Here is an 18,525-nt window from a genome sequence, read left to right on the forward strand (position 1 = left end):
TTAAATTTGATTTAAATCTTTCTCTCTCCAAAGTTGTTTTCCATCGTGTAAAGTTGCCATAGGAGTTCGACCGCAACACATTTTTCCTTGATGAGTGCGTTGGTTATTATATTCCGCTAACCATTTATCTAAATCAGCTTGTAATTCATCTAAAACCCTATAGATTTTCTTACGAAAAGCCACCTGATAGAACTCTTGTAATACAGTTTTATAAAAGCGTTCACAAATCCCATTAGTTTGAGGTGAACGAGCTTTAGTTTTTGTATGATCAATATCATTGATAGCGAGATAAAGTTGATAATCGTGATGTTCAACTTTACCACAATACTCACTGCCTCTGTCCGTCAGTATACGTAACACCGGTAACCCATGCTGGGAATAAAAAGGGAGAACCTTGTCATTTAATAAATCTGCCGCCGTTATCGCGCTTTTTGTTGTGTAAAGCTTACAATGAACGACTTTACTGTAAGTATCAATGTAAGTTTGTTGATAAACACGACCAACGCCTTTTAAATGACCGACATAAAAAGTATCTCGTGAACCCAGATAACCTGGATGCGCTGTTTCAATCTCACCACAGGCTTCATCATCTTGCGCTTTCTTTTCTAGAGCACTGATTTGTGATTCTGACAGAATAATTCCTTCTGTTGTGATTTTATCTTCAAGCGCTTTTAGGCGTTTTGTAAAATTTTCGAGATTATGGCGCAGCCAAATAGAGCGAACGCCACTCCCCGAAACAAAAATGCCTTTTTTTCTTAGTTCATTACTACTGCGGTGTTGTAGTGGTCAACTAAAATTGGCCACCCTACCTGACTGTTCACGGAACAGTCGCTCTGATTCGTTTGGCGTTAATCCACCGTTATACCAGTGAGGTCTTATATCGCTATAGTAGTGGGTTATGTAGCGAATAATGGCTGACTGAGCAGTACTAAAGCTTTGGTAGCCAGTCGTTGGCACCCATTCGGTCTTCAGACTACGGAAGAATCGTTCCATCGGACTATTATCCCAACAATTCCCTCTGCGACTGATACTTTGGGTCATCTGATAACGCCACAATGCCTGCCTATACTGACGACTGGTATAATAAAATAGTTGCTGAATAGAGAGTTGCATTTTTTGTCACGCTATAGACAATAAAAAGAGGTTTAACTTAGAAAATAACGGTTTGAAATGATCAACAAAGAGCGGTTGTTACGAGATAATCGTTTATGTAAAGCAATCATTGGATTATCAGTCGAAGAATTGAAAAATTTAGCCGCTGAATTTTCAGCTTGTTATTTGATTTATCGGAAAAAGAATCGAAAAGATCACGAGCGGCAGATGGGTGCAGGGCAGAAAGGATTTATCCCAACCCCATTAGATAAACTGCTTTTTATTTTATTGTATTTAAAATGTTATCCGACCTATGATTTGCAAGGACTTCTTTTTGGTTTAGATAGAACACGGGTATGTCGCTGGGTAAAAATATTATTGCCGGTTTTAGAGATGACCTTGGGGCGAGAATGTGTTTTGCCCGCTCGTCAAATTCGCTCTGCTGAGGAATTTTTTCGCGCCTTTCCTGGAGTTAAAGACGTCTTTATTGATGGGACAGAGCGACCTGTCCAAAAGCCTAAGAATCTGCGTCGGCGAAAAAAAATGTATTCGGGAAAGAAAAGACAGACCACTCGAAAAGGGCTTATTATGACTGACGAAACGAGGAAAATTGGATTTATCCCCATGATCAAAAATGGGCGCCGTCACGATAAACGCTTACTCGATAAAGTCGATATAATTCGCCATATTCCCCCTGAGGTAACCATCTGGGCCGATACCGGTTTTCAAGGTATAGATAAACAGCATCCTAATACACAAATCCCAAAAAAAGGAACTCGAAAAAGACCTTTATCGCCTGAACAAAAACAAGAAAATAAAATAATCTCGGGCATCCGTATTACGGTTGAACACGCCATCGCGGGTATCAAGCGCCTCGGTTGTATGACCCAAATTTTACGGAATCGTAGACCCTTTATTGATGATACCTTTTTACTCCTTAGTGCCGGTCTTTGGAATTTCCATCTCAGAACAGCCTAAAATTTACTTCAATCACCGAAATACCCTTATTTCACTATTAAGCAACACGCTTAATGACTTCCCTGATCACTATGGAACATCACCTGTTTGGGATGCCCACGTAGTTCCCAAGCCATTTGTAGTGCTTTGGCGGTTAATTCTGAGTCTGGTGCAAATGACATTGCCCAGCCCACCGGTTTTCGGGCAAACAAATCCAATACCACAGCCAGATAGGCCCATCGTGAGCCTGTCCAAATATAGGTTACATCGCCGCACCAAACCTGGTCAGGCTTTGTAACAGCGAACTGCCTATTGAGCAGATTTGGAATATCAATACGTTCATTTCCACCGCGGTTGTATTTATGTTTTCGCTCTTGGCAACTGACGATGATTAATTCTTTCATCAACTTACCCGCTAACCACCGCCCAAGTTTCACGTTGTGTGTGTAGTGGTCAACTAAAATTGGCCACTACATAGCCATTTTTACGCGTATCGATTGACGTTGTCGATAGGGAGTGTTCTATTTCTGCCTGCAGGGCAGCTTCGGTAAGCTGTTTTATGAGTGGTGTATTCCATCTGTACCGAGTAAATTTTTACCTGATTGTAATTGCTTCAAAGCTTCATCAAAATTAAATGATTGATTTCTCATATGTCATACCTCTTTTTTTGAGTTTAAGATATGACGCAGATTTTTGAACACTACTCGCCTAACCCGTCAGGCAACATGCACCAGCCTACCTTCACAATTAGAAATTGAGTCCGATTTTAAGTTTTATGATGATAGGCTCTGGTTATTTGGCTTAACAGGGACAGCTAAGTCATCACGTTTACTGGAAATATTTAGATATGCGAACCGCCGATATGGTATCAATCTTTTTATCATTGACAGCCTGATGAAATGTGGGCTTGCCGATGATGATTGCAATGGGCAAAAAGCCTTTATGGATGCGTTGTGTGATTTTAAAAACAAAACCTCAAGCCATGTTATTTTAGTGACACACAGTCGTAAATCGGAAAGTGAAGAAAAACCCACAGGGAAAATGGACGTAAAAGGCTCTAGTTCAATCACTGACCTTGCTGATAACCTTTTTCATCATCTGGCGCAATAAACGCAGAGAACGAGCGTTACAGAAGCTCGAGGCTAGTCAAATATTAACTGAAAAAGAGCAGGAGTATTTAAAAGAGCCATCCTCCATATTGTGTCTGGAAAAACAGTGAAATGGGGAAGGGTGGGAAGGAAAAATCTCACTGTATCTAAATAAAGAGGCTCATCAATTTTTAGCAGAAGAAAACACAAGCCCTTACAATTATATAGCAAATATGCCAAACAACGACTATGACCAGGTTTGGATGAATCAAAACGTCTCAACAGATTGATTTTTATTACTTAAATACCCTCATCAAACAAGCAGGCCCCCCAATGAAATACCTTATCAAAGCAATCATTGTTAAGGATGGTTGCGCACCTGTGTATTGGCAGTGTTATAAGATATTTTAATATGAGTATCTTCTTTGTTTTTCTTTTTCAAAAAAATAATAATTTGAAAGAGTTAAATTATTATTAGCCAATCCATATAAAGGGTTGAGCTTATTGGAAGAAAAATCAAAATATTCGATGGAATTAGATAGCTTAGGAAATTGTTTAAATTTATTATTTGATATATCTAAATATTTAATGGAAACAGGAACATTAATTAATTCTGTTAATTTGTTATTTGAGACATTTAAATAATTTAGTGAATTAGGTAATTCAGGTAAGTTCGTCAATTGATTATTACATGCTACAATTTTTGTTAAGCTAGATGGTAATTTTGGTAAATGTGCTAAGTGATTATCTGAAACATAAAGTTCAACTAAAAAATCAGGGAGGTTAGGCAGAGCAGTTAATTTGTTATTTAATACATTTAAATAACTTAGTGAATTAGGTAATTCAGATAAATTTGCAAGATTATTGCCAGAAAGACAAAGAAAGTTTAATCTGATTGGTAGTTCTGATATATTTGTGAAATTATTATTACAAGCTTGAAGAGTTTTTAAGGAGGTAGGTAATTGGGGTAGATCCATTAGTTGATTTTGAGAAATATCAATGTAACTTAATGAATCAGGTAACATAGGCAGATTAGTTAACTTGTTTCCTGAAATATTTAATGAATTTATGAAAATAGGCAATTCAGGTAATGAACTTAAGTTTAAATGATCTAAACTAAGCCAATGATTATTTTTATCTAAGCATTCTTTTAGTCTTAATACAGCTATTTCACGGTACTCTCCATTGTATGTTGGTATGTCATTTTCCCAATTTTCCCAGATAGCATAAAGTTCTTCTTTATATTTATCTTCGGTAGTAAATATCTTATTTTTAGATAAATTAGTTATAGATAGAATCTGATTATCGATATTAGCCTTTGGTAAAGAAAAAAGTTGAAATGATCCATTATCATATTCTCCTATCATAATTCACTCCTTATATAGCATTATAAAATAATATATTTTATGTCAAAATAGAATATAAATATTCTAAATCAAGATGGAAAAAGCTACTTGTTATCGCTCTTGTAATATTTTGCGCACTGTATAGCCTGTTATCGTTAAGCTAGGAGAATACCCTTACGAGTTACCGCTCATGCAGAGATTACCTATGCACGAGTTTCGCACCAATAAAAAACGCTCTATTTTTAAGTTTAATTCAGCATAATATATAAATAGACAAAATCTTATAAATTAAAAGCAACTTATTATAATTTAAACAAATTTATACGTTTTAGTAACTTGCAAATTAACCATTGCTTTTAAGCCATTTCTGGAATTTTATATGCCTGTGCGAAACTCGTGCTATGGTGAGATGACGATTGCCAAAATAGCGATGCTGGCAAATATGACCGTCAGACTTAAGGTGGGTGAAATGGATGAAATCTACCGTCAAATGAAAAGTGAGCTAAAACGAATAAAAACGATGCGACTTCAAGGTTTTTCAGGACGTATTGAGTTTTTCTTACCGGATTGGTATCAGGCAGGCATTACCTTTCGAATGGGCGAAGAAATAGCCCACAAACGCTAAACAATCATGAACATTCAACGCAGGGCATTGAGACCATGCCACTATTCACACGAGTTTCGCACCAATAAAAAAACGCTCTATTTTTAAGTTTAATTCAGCATAATATATAAATAGATAAAATCTTATAAATTAAAAGCAACTTATTGTAATTTAAACAAATTTATACGTTTTAGTAACTTGCAAATTAACCATTGCTTTTAAGCCATTTCTGGAATTTTATATGCCTGTGCGAAACTCGTGTATTCATATTTTATTGCCGGAGGGGAATGAATGCGGAACATTCAGCAGGTATTAGCTCGCTGGGGAGCATGGGTAGCTGATAATAGAGAAGATGTGTATTGGTCACCTGTAGCAGCAGGATTTAAGGGGCTAATTCCGCTTAAAATAAAATCCAAACCCCAGTGCTGCGAAGATGATGCCATGATTATTTCAAGTTGTATGGCTAAACTAAATCAGAAAAACAGTGATATCCACGATTTACTCTTTGAATACTATGTATTTGGTAAAACGTTTATCCAATTAGCTGATGAACACCATTGCTCAGACACACATATAGGGAAAAAACCACAAAAAACGGAAGACGTGATTGAAGGTATGTTGATGCTGCTGAACATAAAATTGGAAATGGATCCGGATGTAGAAAAATAGCCTAAAAATACTTTACGATCGTAAAAATCCTGATATTGTGATAAGAGTGACAACAACGTCAGTTAACTTACTTCAGTCTGCTTTTTGTGGGATTATTCAATTTTAGCTAAAATTATTGAAAGTATTTCATCGTGTGTTTTTTTATCATATTGTTACAATACTTTCAATAGTAATTTTTATGGGGAGGTAATTATGAATATAAGCACAAGTTGTCCTAGCCAATTTGCATCCATATCATCAGCGGAATCATTCACGAGTTTCGCACAGGCATATAAAATTCCAGAAATGGCTTAAAAGCAATGGTTAATTTGCAAGTTACTAAAACGTATAAATTTGTTTAAATTACAATAAGTTGCTTTTAATTTATAAGATTTTGTCTATTTATATATTATGCTGAATTAAACTTAAAAATAGAGCGTTTTTTTATTGGTGCGAAACTCGTGTTATTCTCAAAAAATGAGAGAGATAAAGCATTTTTAACAAAAAATAATGTTAATAATAAGACCGTGAAATTTGATGACATTCCGGTAATCTATCATTTTAGTGCAGACAAGAATGAGAATAAAAGCACTAAATTACATGTTACAGTACAGGAGTACAGACGCGCTGTAGATAAGCAAGCAAAATTATATGGGCTAAGGGCTGCTTTTGGACATGATCAGCCCTTTAAAGATCCTTACCCTTACGACCATAAAGTTGGTTTGGAAAATATGGTTAAATATAATAATAAATAATATTTTTAACTAATTTCACTTTTAATATCGTACTCACCAAAAAATTAATAAGGCCTCGCTTTTGCGGGGCGTTTTTATTTACGCCACGGCAATACTCACAAATCAAATAGTCTAAACAAGTAAGGCGGTTGGCTCCCTGTTAATTTAAAGCAATGGAACCCTCAAAGGTAGGGTATATGCGTATGTCTGAAAAATACTCAACCCCGACGGCCTACCTCTGGAGCATTATGACAACTATCTTAGGTTTTTTTACCCTTGAGCAGTGGGTAGCTGTGATGGGTATTGTCTGCACGATAGGGACATTTTTTATCAACGTGTACTACCGCAAAAAGGAGTACAAACTCAAGGAACGTCAGTATGAAGATACCGAAAAAAATATTGATGGCAACGGGCGGTAGTGCGTTGTTTTTAGCCTCAACGATGATAACGCATTTTGAAGGATTAAAATTTAAACCTTACTTCGATGGAGGTGGTGTACTCTCTGTTTGTTATGGTCATACAGGCAAGGATATTGTGCGTAACCGGATGTACACGCAAGAAGACTGCGATAAGTGGCTTAATGACGATTTAAAAGCCGTTAAACGTTATGTTGACCCGTTGATTAAGGTCAATATCAACACGCTATAGCTAGGCGACTTAATTTTGATTACAAGGTGTGTTATGAGTTATACAATTGATTTTCGACGTAAAGTAATATCTGTAAGGAAAGCCGAAGGTTTAACAATTCGAGAAACTGCGAAACAATTCCGTATTGGAAAAGCGTCTTTAGTACGTTGGCTTAAACGACCAGAGCCAAAAAATTCAACGCCACGTAAGAGGAAGCTCGATAAAAATGCTTTAGCAAAAGATGTGGAACAGTATCCAGATGCTTACCAAAAGGAACGGGCAGAGCGATTCGGTGTTTGTAAAAAGACTATTTGGCAATCCCTTAAAAAGCTGGGATTAACCTATAAAAAAAACTCTATTCCATCCAAAAACCAACGAAAGCGACAGGCTGGCACATCAGCAAAAAAGACAACAGTATGAAAAAAAAGATAAATCTGTTGTTTTTATTGATGAAAGTGGTTTTTCACATGACACTCCACGAACTCACGGCTATTCCCCAAAAGGTCACCGTTGTTTTGGCCTGAAAAACTGGGGTGCTAAGGGAAGAACAAATGTTATTGGCGCTTTATTGGGAACAACCCTTTTTGCTATCGGATTATTTGATTGCAATATTAATCGTGATGTTTTTTATGTTTGGATCACAAAAATATTGCTCCCAGAACTTCCTGAAAATTCTGTTATTTTTATGGACAACGCTAGCTTTCACAAAGGTAAGAATATTGAACAGGCAATTATAAACGCAGGACACCAGATAGAATATTTGCCTGTGTATTCACCAGATTTAAATCCTATAGAACATAAATGGTCTCAAGCTAAACGTAAAAAGATGGAAACAGGATGCACTATCGATGACCTGTTTTTAATACATATGCTGTAATCAAAATTAAGTCGCCTAGCTATAACGTGGGCGTGGGCAATTTTGCCAAATCGACCTTGCTCAAAAAGCTCAACAACAATGACCGAAAAGGGGCATGTGATGAAATGAAGCGGTGGGTTTATGTGAAAGGCGAAATTTGGAAAGGGATAATTACCCGTCGGGAAATTGAGAGCGTAATATGTTCACGAGTTTCGCACCAATAAAAAAACGCTCTATTTTTAAGTTTAATTCAGCATAATATATAAATTAGACAAAATCTTATAAATTAAAAGCAACTTAAGTAGTGTTCAAAAACCTGTGTCATATCTTAAACTCAAAAAAAGAGGTATGACATATGAGAAATCAATCATTTAATTTTGATGAAGCGTTGAAGCAATTACAATCAGGTAAAAATTTACTCGGTACGGATGGAATACTCACACCACTCATAAAACAGCTGACCGAAGCTGCCCTGCAGGCAGAAATAGAACACTACCTATCGACAACGTCAATCGATACGCGTAAAAATGGCTATACTCGAAAAACGGTTAAATCGACATCAGGTCAATTTGAACTGAAAACGCCCAGAGACAGGTCAGGTGCTTTTTAGCCTCAGCTCATTAAGAAAAATCAGACAAAATTATCAGAGGATATTGATAACAAAATCCTATCGTTATATTTGCATTAGGCATGAGTTATCGTGATATTCAAAAACATGTTGCAGAATTATATGGACTGGAAATATCAGATGGAGCTATTACGCATATTACTGACAATTACTCCCTGAATTAAAAGCCTGGCAACAACACCCTCTGGAGGCGCTCTATCCTTTTGTCTGGCTCGATGCCATTCATTACAAGATAAAACATGATGGTCACTATATCAATAAGGCAATCTACACAGTACTTGGACTAACCACCGATGGGCATAAGGAATTGTTAGGACTCTATATGTCTAAAACAGAAGGAGCACATCATTGGCTGAGCGTTCTGACTGACTTACATAACCGTGGTATACAAGATATTTTAATCGCTTGTATTGACGGATTAAAAGGGTTTCCAGAAGCGATAGCCAGTATTTTCCCGCAGACAGAAGTTCAGCTATGCGTAGTTCATCAAATTTGCAATAGCTTACGTTATATTGCCAGTAAAGACCAAAAAGCCTTTATGGCTGATTTTAAGCCGGTTTATCGTGCAGATACTAAAGCGGCTGCTGAGCTTGCCCTTGATGAACTGGAAACGAAATGGGATGAAAAATACCCGATAGTGCTAGAATCCTGGCGAAGTAAATGGGAGTTGCTCAGTGCTTATTTTCGATACCCTAAAGCCATTAAAAACCCATTTATACGACCAATGCAGTAGAGGCGGTTCATCGGCAGTTTAGGAAATTAACTAAAACCAAAGGGGCTTTTCCTAATGAAAACAGCTTATTAAAATTACTTTATATTGGCATCAATCAGGTATCCAACAAATGGACTATGCCGATTAGTAACTGGGCGTTAACCATTGCTCAATTGTCCATCTATTTTAAAGGGCGCCTAGATGGTATAATCAAAATATAAAATCCCCTGACACAGAATTATGAACACCCTCGCGGTTAACTTCAGCAGGAGGTCAATCCCGACATCTGATTTTGCAGATGCAAATAAACTATAGCGTATGATTTCTTCTTTCGTCAATTTTAATTTTTTGCTGCTTCTTGCGTTTTATAAAAAAATACTATTAATTGAGGTTATTGATTTATTAACATGTTAAAATTATGAATATAAGCAATGTATTAACAAATCACATTATCTCGTTTATGGGAAGACAGGTAGAAAGTTGGGGTATGAAAGATACTGAATCTCGTTTTATCTACGCTAATAAAACTGTCATTCTTGATTCTTGTTTGCCAATAAACTTCAATATTGAAGGAAAACTAGCTTCTGAATGTCCTGCTTCATGGAATGAATATGCAGATACATTCGATAAGTATGACCAAATAGCTCTGAAGTTAGCTAAGCCAATGCTTTATATTAGTACGTATACAACATGGAAGTATAAAGAGAATATATCGGAATCTTCTTTCATTAAACATATTCCCTATTACAACCAGAATAAAATTACAGGGACTATATTTCATGCGAAAAAGATACACCCCCTATTAGTATCAAAATATTTTTTTAAACAACCGACCACTTTTTCTTTTTTAACAAATCACCCACCGAATAATTCATTTACTACTGAAGAACTTAATGTGCTTTTTTTCGCGATGAAACTTATGAGTAATCAAGAAATCGCATTGCGTTTAGGTACCTATTCTTGTGTTGTAGAGCAAATAATACAACAGATATATAGAAAGATTGATATTTACTCACGAAAACAACTGAGAGATTATGGTATCGCTGAAGGCTTTGATAATTACATCCCGCCATTTTTACTAAAGGGATTGCTATAGTTGAAGGGGAGAAATCTCCCCTTTAGAATTTAATATTCTGATATTAAAATCAGTTCTTGTGACTGGTTGTGTTTTCCCTAGTATTGGAATGCATTTTTATTATTAGTGATAGAGTCAAAAAGCACATGGCTCTTTTTTAATTGTTAAAGCATTATTATCTCAATCAAAAAACAGTAATAGATCCCTTAAAGGGATCATAAATTATTTCTCATCGTTGTCATTCCCTGTTTGTTTTCGATAACCGTACAATGCAAAAAGCACCAAACGCACATGAAATATTGTTAACAATCCGGTTAATGAATTTGTTTTAAATTTAGATTTAACCTGAGTTCGGGATAAGAAATAAACACGAGTTTCGAACCAATAAAAAAACGCTCTATTTTTCAGTTTAATTCAGCATAATATAGTAAATAGACAAAATCTTATAAATTAAAAGCAACTTATTGTAATTTAAACAAATTTATACGTTTTAGTAACTTGCAAATTAACCATTGCTTTTAAGCCATTTCTGGAATTTTATATGCCTGTGCGAAACTCGTGGTAGATAAAAAATTACAAGTTTATGGTAACGAAGAGCAACTGAGAAGCGCCATTTCAAATCTTATCTATAATGCGATTAACCATACACCGGTTGAAACATCTATTCATATTGGTTAGCAACAGATTAAACAGGGAGCACTTTTTCTATTCACGATAATGGTCCGGTAATTGCTTCAGTGCATTTTACTCGGTTAACTGAACGTTTTTATCGAGCAGATAAACCGCGTTCACGTCGAATGAATGGGGGCGGTAGCGGATTGGGATTGGCAATTGTCAAACATGCATTAATACACCAGCATTCCCAATTAGATATTGAAAGTCAATTAGGTAAGGGGTCGGTGTTTAGTTTTATTTTACCGTCTAGTTTAATTGTAACAACAAAAAATGGCCAAAATTAAATTTCATTTGCTGAATTTTAGTTAAACAGATTTAACTAAATAATGCATTTGCATGAATAGATGTTAGTGTTGATTAAATCTTATACAAATCATGTAATGTATATTGAGTAAACACTAAAATCAATGACTAAATAAAAATTATTTCAGATTTTTATTCTGCTTTTTCGATTTACTATTGCCTTTTATCATTATATAAGTTTTACTTGTACATGAGTTTCGCACAGGCATATAAAATTCCAGAAATGGCTTAAAAGCAATGGTTAATTTGCAAGTTACTAAAACGTATAAATTTGTTTAAATTACAATAAGTTGCTTTTAATTTATAAGATTTTGTCTATTTACTATATTATGCTGAATTAAACTGAAAAATAGAGCGTTTTTTTATTGGTGCGAAACTCGTGTTGTAATCTGTTATTGGTGGATTTTTCTGCTTTTACTAAATTTATCAGGTTAATTAAATATTCTTATTGATTAAAAATCAGCAGAGATCAGCGTCAATAAGTAAGTGGTTTAGGTTTTGATTCTACTTAAGTTGAATTATAAATAACAACAAATTAACAAATAATTATGGCATATCGTTTAACATCTAGAGATATTTTAGCGTTAGGGTTTATGGCCTTTGCGTTGTTTGCAGGGGCAGGAAATATTATTTTTCCTCCTATGGTTGGATTGCAAGCTGGTGAACAAGTATGGACAGCGGCAGCTGGATTTCTGCTAACAGGTGTCGGTTTGCCTGTTATTACAGTTATTGCGCTAGCAAAAGTAGGTGGTGGCATCGAACAGCTTAGTGCTCCAATTGGTAAATGTGCGGGGTTATTGTTAGCTATTGTCGCCTATTTATCTGTTGGGCCATTATTTGCCACACCTCGTACTGCAACAGTTTCTTATGAAGTCGGAATTGCCCCACTAGTAGGAGGTGTTTCATCGATTTCATTGTTTATCTATAGCCTAGTTTATTTTGCTGTGGTGATAGCTATTTCACTCTATCCAGGACGACTACTCGATAGCGTAGGACATATCTTAGCGCCAATAAAAATGATTGCATTGGCTGTTTTGGGCATTGCTGCGGTACTTTGGCCGGCGGGTGAACCCATTATATCAACGCCATCATATACTGAAATGGCATTTTCTAATGGTTTTATTAATGGTTATCTGACAATGGATACCTTGGGTGCAATGGTGTTTGGCATTGTTATTGTTAATGCTGCCCGTTCACGTGGTGTCGAAAATTCTGCTCTTTTAACCCGTTATACCATGTGGGCTGGATTAATTGCCGGCGTGTTATTAACATTGGTTTATGTTTTACTGTTTAAACTGGGTGAGAATAGCGGCACCTTATTACCTAATGCCAGCAATGGTGCTGATGTTTTGCATGCCTATGTGCAACATACTTTTGGTAATTTTGGTAGCTTTTTTTTAGCGATACTCATTTTTGTTGCTTGTCTGGTAACTGCGGTTGGACTCACTTGTGCTTGTGCGGAATTTTTTGCGCTTTATGTGCCAATTTTTTATCGTAAATTAGTCTGGATACTTGGCATCTTTTCTATGGTGATCTCGAATTTAGGATTGAGTAAACTGATTGGATTTTCTATGCCTGTATTAATCGCGATTTATCCACCATGTATTGTATTGATTTTAATGAGTTTTACCTTGAAATGGTGGAAGTGCCCATCCAGGGTAGTTGCGCCAACTATGTTGACCAGTCTAATCTTTGGCTTATTAGGTGCGATGAAATCTTCTGAGCTTTTGCAAGCATTTATTCCTGATATTGCGAAGAAATTACCACTTTATGTTCATGATTTAGCCTGGTTGGTACCTTCATTAATCGTTTTAGTGATTTTTGCATTCTATGATCGTATTAGTACTAAACAACACTGATATAAAGCGAGATACCTAAAGAGTGTTATTTAATCGGAAATAAACCCTAGCCTCCAATCAGCTAGATGTATAAGAAATTAATACCCGAAATGGTTACTCATTAACCTGCGCCATGATGAAATCCTTTTTATTTTCTTCTAAATTTTGCCAAAATTATGTTGAAGGTTGAGATAAGGAACGGAATAGATGGTTAAAAAACGATTAATTATTAATCAATTTTGAACAAAAGGATAGATCTACCCTGTCGTGAGTTTTTATCGCCACCGCAAACAAGCCAGATCATGGTGACGTGCCATAAGTTCTTTACGATTCAATCCAAAATTCATTCCTGCGAAAAGTAATTTTTTCCCACATAAGAGACAAGCAAGTGGATCGACTTTAAAGACGTGTTGATACATGTTTCGCCAGGTGACTTTTTTAGCGGGTTTTTTATCTTGCTGGGCTAAAGGATAAACAACCTCCGTTAACATTTTTCGCATCCGTGCTGATGGACTTAAAAAGCCGTAATAGCGGATCATGTGAAACCATTTTTCTGGCACATGAGACGCAAACTGGGTAATAAATTCATCGGATGTCATGATCAGGTCTTCCTGTTTTTTCGTGCGGTGGCTCTTATAGCGTAACGTGATGTTATCTTCGCCGTAAGCGACTGAGCGAGACAGGGGGTTTCTTTAGATAAAATCCGAGATAAAGGGTGACATGGGTAATATTGGAAAGAATATCAGAAAGATTAATATTCCACCCGCGCTTGTAGTGAGTGTTAAATAATTGATTCCATGATGCTTTACTTCTTCCTTCAGCTTTAAGCTCATCGGGAATGGTGAGCGTGTAATAATGTTTTCGCGATAAAAGCTGATATCCCGCCAGGTATTCTTTTTAGTCACCCCGCCGGCTGTGGTTGAAAAATGAATATGCGGATGCCATTTTGGTCTCGTCCCCAGGTATGGATGGCAGTGAAAACGCCCGGGGTGATATTGAGGTCACGGCAGATGGTTAATATCACATCAGCGGCTAATCGATTCATTTCACCGAGAAGCCAACGGTTGGCGCGAATAATAGGCCAATATTCACAAGGCATGGTAGAAGTGATGTGCTGCCAAGGAGCTTCGGGTAACCAAGCTAGCGTATTGTTAATCCATTGTAGGCAAGCTTTGACGCCACAATGGGGGCAGCTTCGACTTTTGCAGGTAAATTTAACCCGTTTCTCAGAATTACATTGAAGGTTAGGGCAGCGCCAAATTGACCACCCCATAAGCGAAGTGCCGCTTTACCATGGTTTCCATCACAACAGTGCAGACACTATCAGGGGGTTGGCAATTAAGCCAATTGAGCCAGCGTTGACCAAATTGAAAAACATGACTAAAACGCGGTGACATAAAAGGGACCAAAAGATTGAGACAATAGGTATCGGGTTATACCAGTACTAACAAGTAATGACAAGTCGTCGCCATAGGCGACCATCTTGGTTCACGAGTTTCGCACCAATAAAAAAACGCTTTATTTTTAAGTTTAATTCAGCATAATATAGTAAATAGACAAAATCTTATAAATTAAAAGCAACTTATTGTAATTTAAACAAATTTATACGTTTTAGTAACTTGCAAATTAACCATTGCTTTTAAGCCATTTCTGGAATTTTATATGCCTGTGCGAAACTCGTGTTGTTTTCATTAATGGCGCTCTTTTTTCTGACACGAGTTTTGCACAAAACTAATTTGGGTACGCTAATAAAACACGGATGTTCTCAGTAATAGCATTTTTGATTACGTCCCAATTTTGTTGATAAAGGATTATTTTTTCAGATATATGACGTTTATGTTGTTCAAACCACGCAGAAACAGCGAGAAAAATATGATTTCTTTGCGCTCGGCTCGTGCGAGCCTGACAGCGTTCAATACCACAATTTTGTTTAACTTCTCGCTGATAAACTTCAACAGACCAACGGGCATCCATGATAGATTTGACGTATTGACGGGTGGGATTGTCTTTGTTTGTTACTCTGTAATCAATACGGCCGTTTTTGGCTGTAAATTTGAAAACTGTCACCCAACCGTAGCCTCGTAAGTGTATTGGAGTTCCTTCTTCTGAGATGTCTAACTTGTTCAGTTGTTTGTTATGGTTAACAATCCTGTTTTTCCTTAGCGTGGTTATCCAGACCCAACCATGAGAGCGAATTGATTTCAGATTATCCAGACTAGAATACCAGGCATCCATCACTACCGCTTCTGGTATGATCCCTCTTTTTTTAGCAAGAGCGAGCATTTCGGAAAAGTGCGTGTTTTTTGTTTTTCCATCAGAATCTTTATCATAAATACGATAATCAATAGGAATTGAGTCAACAGTTGTTAGATTATGCCAAAGTAAATTAACTAAACCTATGCCAGCAATATAGCTAGGCGACTTAATTTTGATTACAGCATATGTATTAAAAACAGGTCATCGATAGTGCATCCTGTTTCCATCTTTTTACGTTTAGCTTGAGACCATTTATGTTCTATAGGATTTAAATCTGGTGAATACACAGGCAAATATTCTATCTGGTGTCCTGCGTTTATAATTGCCTGTTCAATATTCTTACCTTTGTGAAAGCTAGCGTTGTCCATAAAAATAACAGAATTTTCAGGAAGTTCTGGGAGCAATATTTTTGTGATCCAAACATAAAAAACATCACGGTTAATATTGCAATCAAATAATCCGATAGCAAAAAGGGTTGTTCCCAATAAAGCGCCAATAACATTTGTTCTTCCCTTAGCACCCCAGTTTTTCAGGCCAAAACAACGGTGACCTTTTGGGGAATAGCCGTGAGTTCGTGGAGTGTCATGTGAAAAACCACTTTCATCAATAAAAACAACAGATTTATCTTTTTTTTCATACTGTTGTCTTTTTTGCTGATGTGCCAGCCTGTCGCTTTCGTTGGTTTTTGGATGGAATAGAGTTTTTTTTATAGGTTAATCCCAGCTTTTTAAGGGATTGCCAAATAGTCTTTTTACAAACACCGAATCGCTCTGCCCGTTCCTTTTGGTAAGCATCTGGATACTGTTCCACATCTTTTGCTAAAGCATTTTTATCGAGCTTCCTCTTACGTGGCGTTGAATTTTTTGGCTCTGGTCGTTTAAGCCAACGTACTAAAGACGCTTTTCCAATACGGAATTGTTTCGCAGTTTCTCGAATTGTTAAACCTTCGGCTTTCCTTACAGATATTACTTTACGTCGAAAATCAATTGTATAACTCATAACACACCTTGTAATCAAAATTAAGTCGCCTAGCTATAACATCATGTTCATTACCTAAATATTGATAATGGACCATCTCTATTTTTTTACTACGTGTTTTGGCAATAAGCGTGTTGCTTAATAGTGAAATAAGGGTATTTCGGTGATTGAAGTAAATTTTAGGCTGTTCTGAGATGGAAATTCCAAAGACCGGCACTAAGGAGTAAAAAGGTATCATCAATAAAGGGTCTACGATTCCGTAAAATTTGGGTCATACAACCGAGGCGCTTGATACCCGCGATGGCGTGTTCAACCGTAATACGGATGCCCGAGATTATTTTATTTTCTTGTTTTTGTTCAGGCGATAAAGGTCTTTTTCGAGTTCCTTTTTTTGGGATTTGTGTATTAGGATGCTGTTTATCTATACCTTGAAAACCGGTATCGGCCCAGATGGTTACCTCAGGGGGAATATGGCGAATTATATCGACTTTATCGAGTAAGCGTTTATCGTGACGGCGCCCATTTTTGATCATGGGGATAAATCCAATTTTCCTCGTTTCGTCAGTCATAATAAGCCCTTTTCGAGTGGTCTGTCTTTTCTTTCCCGAATACATTTTTTTTCGCCGACGCAGATTCTTAGGCTTTTGGACAGGTCGCTCTGTCCCATCAATAAAGACGTCTTTAACTCCAGGAAAGGCGCGAAAAAATTCCTCAGCAGAGCGAATTTGACGAGCGGGCAAAACACATTCTCGCCCCAAGGTCATCTCTAAAACCGGCAATAATATTTTTACCCAGCGACATACCCGTGTTCTATCTAAACCAAAAAGAAGTCCTTGCAAATCATAGGTCGGATAACATTTTAAATACAATAAAATAAAAAGCAGTTTATCTAATGGGGTTGGGATAAATCCTTTCTGCCCTGCACCCATCTGCCGCTCGTGATCTTTTCGATTCTTTTTCCGATAAATCAAATAACAAGCTGAAAATTCAGCGGCTAAATTTTTCAATTCTTCGACTGATAATCCAATGATTGCTTTACATAAACGATTATCTCGTAACAACCGCTCTTTGTTGATCATTTCAAACCGTTATTTTCTAAGTTAAACCTCTTTTTATTGTCTATAGCGTGACAAAAAATGCAAGTCTCTATTCAGCAACTATTTTAATCAATCTATCATCGGTAATTAGTACCCAAGGGCTTTTTTTGTCTATAGAAGGTTGAACTAATCGCCATAAGTCTTTAGGTCGAAAACATCTACTTTTTAGCCATCGGCTAACAGTGTTATGAGATAAAGGCGATGGGCTTACTTCTGATAACGCCAAACCAGAGTATCTTACACTGCTTACTTGTAAGAATGTTTTATAGATATTTTTAATGCATGGATAACCGGACAAAATATGAACACCCTAATTTTTTCTTGTTTTTAAATTTATACTTCTTTTTTGGAGATTGCGAAACTCGTGTCTGATAGAGTTTCGGCAAAAGCGATCATTGCTGGATAAAGTTGCCAAAAAAAAGCAGAAAAATCGTGGTAATGCAGAATAAAATCATCAAAGGAGCCGATTAAATTAACCAGTTTAGGACGTCTGCGCGCCATGCTGTTTAATACATTATTAATATATTCAGGTTCTGCATAATGGATCAGCCAGTTTTGTGACCATAAATACTCATTTAATTCTTGAAATTTTTCTGGGGTATAATATAGGTTTGGTTCAATTTGTTGGCGAGCATAATGAACAAATTGGGGTAGAGTCTGTTTTGCTTCGATTTGATCCCAATATAAAGCGAGAAAATGATCCCAAACTAAATCGAGAGTGATCGCTGAGACTCGGCGGTATGGCGGTCGAAAAAGTTGCTTCGCATTAATCACAATGGGGTGCTGATCGGTGAATTTATCTACCTGACGATGCATTCTGATCCCGGCCACAACATCTGGTGAATACAAGCCTTCAGGATCACCGCGAACGAAATCCGCCATTAAATTTCCTAATAAGGAACTTTGTGCTCGTTGAGCTAAATGTAAGTGTGCAAGAAAATTCATAGTGTCATTATAAGTGAATTTTTAATTTTCGTGATACTTATTATGTTGCACTGTTTTTATCGCCGC

The 18,525-nt window shown here is 36.7% G+C and carries 16 protein-coding genes and 11 pseudogenes; 14 read left to right on the forward strand and 13 right to left on the reverse strand.

The features are described from left to right. Positions 1 to 780: pseudogene (locus tag AYJ55_RS16290) on the reverse strand (integrase core domain-containing protein); the annotation flags it as partial. Positions 781 to 786: 6 nt separating this feature from the next. Continuing rightward, a pseudogene (locus tag AYJ55_RS16295) lies at positions 787 to 1,086 on the reverse strand (integrase core domain-containing protein); the annotation flags it as partial. 84 nt (positions 1,087 to 1,170) lie between these two features. On the opposite strand from AYJ55_RS16295, the gene AYJ55_RS16300 reads away from it, so the two are divergent. Next, a complete protein-coding gene (locus AYJ55_RS16300; RefSeq protein ID WP_063653812.1) occupies positions 1,171 to 2,070 on the forward strand; it encodes a transposase family protein in 900 nt (299 codons plus the stop codon). Positions 2,071 to 2,123: 53 nt separating this feature from the next. Here the strand turns inward: AYJ55_RS16300 and AYJ55_RS16305 are convergent. Together AYJ55_RS16305 and AYJ55_RS32090 are read right to left on the reverse strand one after the other, a co-directional pair. Further along, positions 2,124 to 2,483, reverse strand: a pseudogene (locus AYJ55_RS16305) (DDE-type integrase/transposase/recombinase); the annotation flags it as partial. Between the two features lie 43 nt (positions 2,484 to 2,526). Further along, positions 2,527 to 2,699 (reverse strand): annotated as a pseudogene (locus tag AYJ55_RS32090) (IS256 family transposase); the annotation flags it as partial. Between the two features lie 55 nt (positions 2,700 to 2,754). On the opposite strand from AYJ55_RS32090, the pseudogene AYJ55_RS33415 reads away from it, so the two are divergent. Next, a pseudogene (locus tag AYJ55_RS33415) lies at positions 2,755 to 3,427 on the forward strand (P-loop NTPase family protein); the annotation flags it as partial. A 117-nt stretch (positions 3,428 to 3,544) separates the two neighbouring features. Here AYJ55_RS33415 and AYJ55_RS16315 read toward each other — a convergent pair. Further along, positions 3,545 to 4,504 (reverse strand): leucine-rich repeat domain-containing protein, encoded by a 960-nt coding sequence (locus AYJ55_RS16315; protein ID WP_063657276.1) that lies wholly within the window; start codon positions 4,502 to 4,504, stop codon positions 3,545 to 3,547. Between the two features lie 358 nt (positions 4,505 to 4,862). On the opposite strand from AYJ55_RS16315, the gene AYJ55_RS16320 reads away from it, so the two are divergent. The 12 genes and pseudogenes from AYJ55_RS16320 to brnQ all read left to right on the forward strand — a co-directional run bounded on the left by AYJ55_RS16320 (position 4,863) and on the right by brnQ (position 13,204). After that, positions 4,863 to 5,108 (forward strand): hypothetical protein, encoded by a 246-nt coding sequence (locus AYJ55_RS16320; protein WP_162505637.1) that lies wholly within the window; start codon positions 4,863 to 4,865, stop codon positions 5,106 to 5,108. A 270-nt stretch (positions 5,109 to 5,378) separates the two neighbouring features. Beyond that, positions 5,379 to 5,756, forward strand: coding sequence for an antiterminator Q family protein (locus AYJ55_RS16325; RefSeq protein WP_063657278.1), 378 nt, complete (start codon positions 5,379 to 5,381; stop codon positions 5,754 to 5,756). Between the two features lie 506 nt (positions 5,757 to 6,262). Beyond that, positions 6,263 to 6,490: a hypothetical protein gene (locus AYJ55_RS16330; RefSeq protein WP_187153292.1), complete on the forward strand. Its 228-nt coding sequence runs from the start codon at positions 6,263 to 6,265 to the stop codon at positions 6,488 to 6,490. Positions 6,491 to 6,672: 182 nt separating this feature from the next. Next, positions 6,673 to 6,888: a phage holin family protein gene (locus AYJ55_RS16335; RefSeq protein ID WP_281181162.1), complete on the forward strand. Its 216-nt coding sequence runs from the start codon at positions 6,673 to 6,675 to the stop codon at positions 6,886 to 6,888. After that, complete coding sequence (locus AYJ55_RS16340; RefSeq protein WP_162505638.1) at positions 6,848 to 7,117, forward strand: glycoside hydrolase family protein; 270 nt, start codon at positions 6,848 to 6,850, stop codon at positions 7,115 to 7,117. Before AYJ55_RS16335 ends, AYJ55_RS16340 begins: the two co-directional genes overlap by 41 nt. Before the next feature lie 33 nt (positions 7,118 to 7,150). After that, positions 7,151 to 7,516, forward strand: coding sequence for an IS630 transposase-related protein (locus AYJ55_RS16345; protein ID WP_063653415.1), 366 nt, complete (start codon positions 7,151 to 7,153; stop codon positions 7,514 to 7,516). Continuing rightward, positions 7,485 to 7,973: an IS630 family transposase gene (locus AYJ55_RS16350; RefSeq protein WP_063653499.1), complete on the forward strand. Its 489-nt coding sequence runs from the start codon at positions 7,485 to 7,487 to the stop codon at positions 7,971 to 7,973. The genes AYJ55_RS16345 and AYJ55_RS16350 overlap by 32 nt, the downstream gene beginning before the upstream one ends. Before the next feature lie 17 nt (positions 7,974 to 7,990). After that, positions 7,991 to 8,176 (forward strand): annotated as a pseudogene (locus tag AYJ55_RS26585) (glycoside hydrolase family protein); the annotation flags it as partial. Positions 8,177 to 8,307: 131 nt separating this feature from the next. Further along, positions 8,308 to 9,513: pseudogene (locus tag AYJ55_RS16355) on the forward strand (IS256 family transposase). Between the two features lie 239 nt (positions 9,514 to 9,752). Continuing rightward, positions 9,753 to 10,388 carry a helix-turn-helix transcriptional regulator gene (locus AYJ55_RS16360; protein ID WP_162505640.1) on the forward strand — a complete coding sequence of 212 codons (636 nt, stop codon included), beginning with the start codon at positions 9,753 to 9,755 and terminating at the stop codon, positions 10,386 to 10,388. A gap of 540 nt (positions 10,389 to 10,928) precedes the next feature. Beyond that, a pseudogene (locus tag AYJ55_RS29420) lies at positions 10,929 to 11,326 on the forward strand (ATP-binding protein); the annotation flags it as partial. Between the two features lie 567 nt (positions 11,327 to 11,893). Beyond that, positions 11,894 to 13,204: a branched-chain amino acid transport system II carrier protein gene (gene brnQ / locus AYJ55_RS16370; protein WP_063657284.1), complete on the forward strand. Its 1,311-nt coding sequence runs from the start codon at positions 11,894 to 11,896 to the stop codon at positions 13,202 to 13,204. Positions 13,205 to 13,458: 254 nt separating this feature from the next. On the opposite strand, the pseudogene AYJ55_RS35180 reads toward brnQ, so the two are convergent. The 8 genes and pseudogenes from AYJ55_RS35180 to AYJ55_RS16405 all read right to left on the reverse strand — a co-directional run bounded on the left by AYJ55_RS35180 (position 13,459) and on the right by AYJ55_RS16405 (position 18,459). After that, positions 13,459 to 14,580: pseudogene (locus AYJ55_RS35180) on the reverse strand (IS91 family transposase). A gap of 334 nt (positions 14,581 to 14,914) precedes the next feature. Then, positions 14,915 to 15,592 (reverse strand): annotated as a pseudogene (locus tag AYJ55_RS16385) (IS701 family transposase); the annotation flags it as partial. Between the two features lie 23 nt (positions 15,593 to 15,615). Then, entirely contained in the window at positions 15,616 to 16,149 is a 534-nt protein-coding gene (locus tag AYJ55_RS16390) for an IS630 family transposase (RefSeq protein ID WP_162505291.1), read from the reverse strand. Further along, entirely contained in the window at positions 16,073 to 16,438 is a 366-nt protein-coding gene (locus AYJ55_RS16395; RefSeq protein ID WP_063653415.1) for an IS630 transposase-related protein, read from the reverse strand. Before AYJ55_RS16395 ends, AYJ55_RS16390 begins: the two co-directional genes overlap by 77 nt. After that, entirely contained in the window at positions 16,422 to 16,634 is a 213-nt protein-coding gene (locus AYJ55_RS29425) for a hypothetical protein (RefSeq protein WP_162505641.1), read from the reverse strand. The genes AYJ55_RS16395 and AYJ55_RS29425 overlap by 17 nt, the downstream gene beginning before the upstream one ends. After that, complete coding sequence (locus AYJ55_RS16400) at positions 16,597 to 17,496, reverse strand: transposase family protein (RefSeq protein WP_063653812.1); 900 nt, start codon at positions 17,494 to 17,496, stop codon at positions 16,597 to 16,599. The genes AYJ55_RS29425 and AYJ55_RS16400 overlap by 38 nt, the downstream gene beginning before the upstream one ends. An 85-nt stretch (positions 17,497 to 17,581) precedes the next feature. After that, positions 17,582 to 17,812 (reverse strand): annotated as a pseudogene (locus AYJ55_RS29430) (IS701 family transposase); the annotation flags it as partial. A 35-nt stretch (positions 17,813 to 17,847) separates the two neighbouring features. Continuing rightward, the gene (locus AYJ55_RS16405; protein WP_063657286.1) at positions 17,848 to 18,459 is read right to left on the reverse strand and encodes an acyl carrier protein phosphodiesterase; all 612 of its coding nucleotides are present in this window, start codon (positions 18,457 to 18,459) and stop codon (positions 17,848 to 17,850) included. Between the last annotated feature and the right edge of the window lie 66 nt (positions 18,460 to 18,525).

Origin of the sequence: Candidatus Arsenophonus triatominarum, assembly GCF_001640365.1 — a bacterium.
In the GTDB taxonomy this organism is placed as follows: domain Bacteria; phylum Pseudomonadota; class Gammaproteobacteria; order Enterobacterales; family Enterobacteriaceae; genus Arsenophonus; species Arsenophonus triatominarum.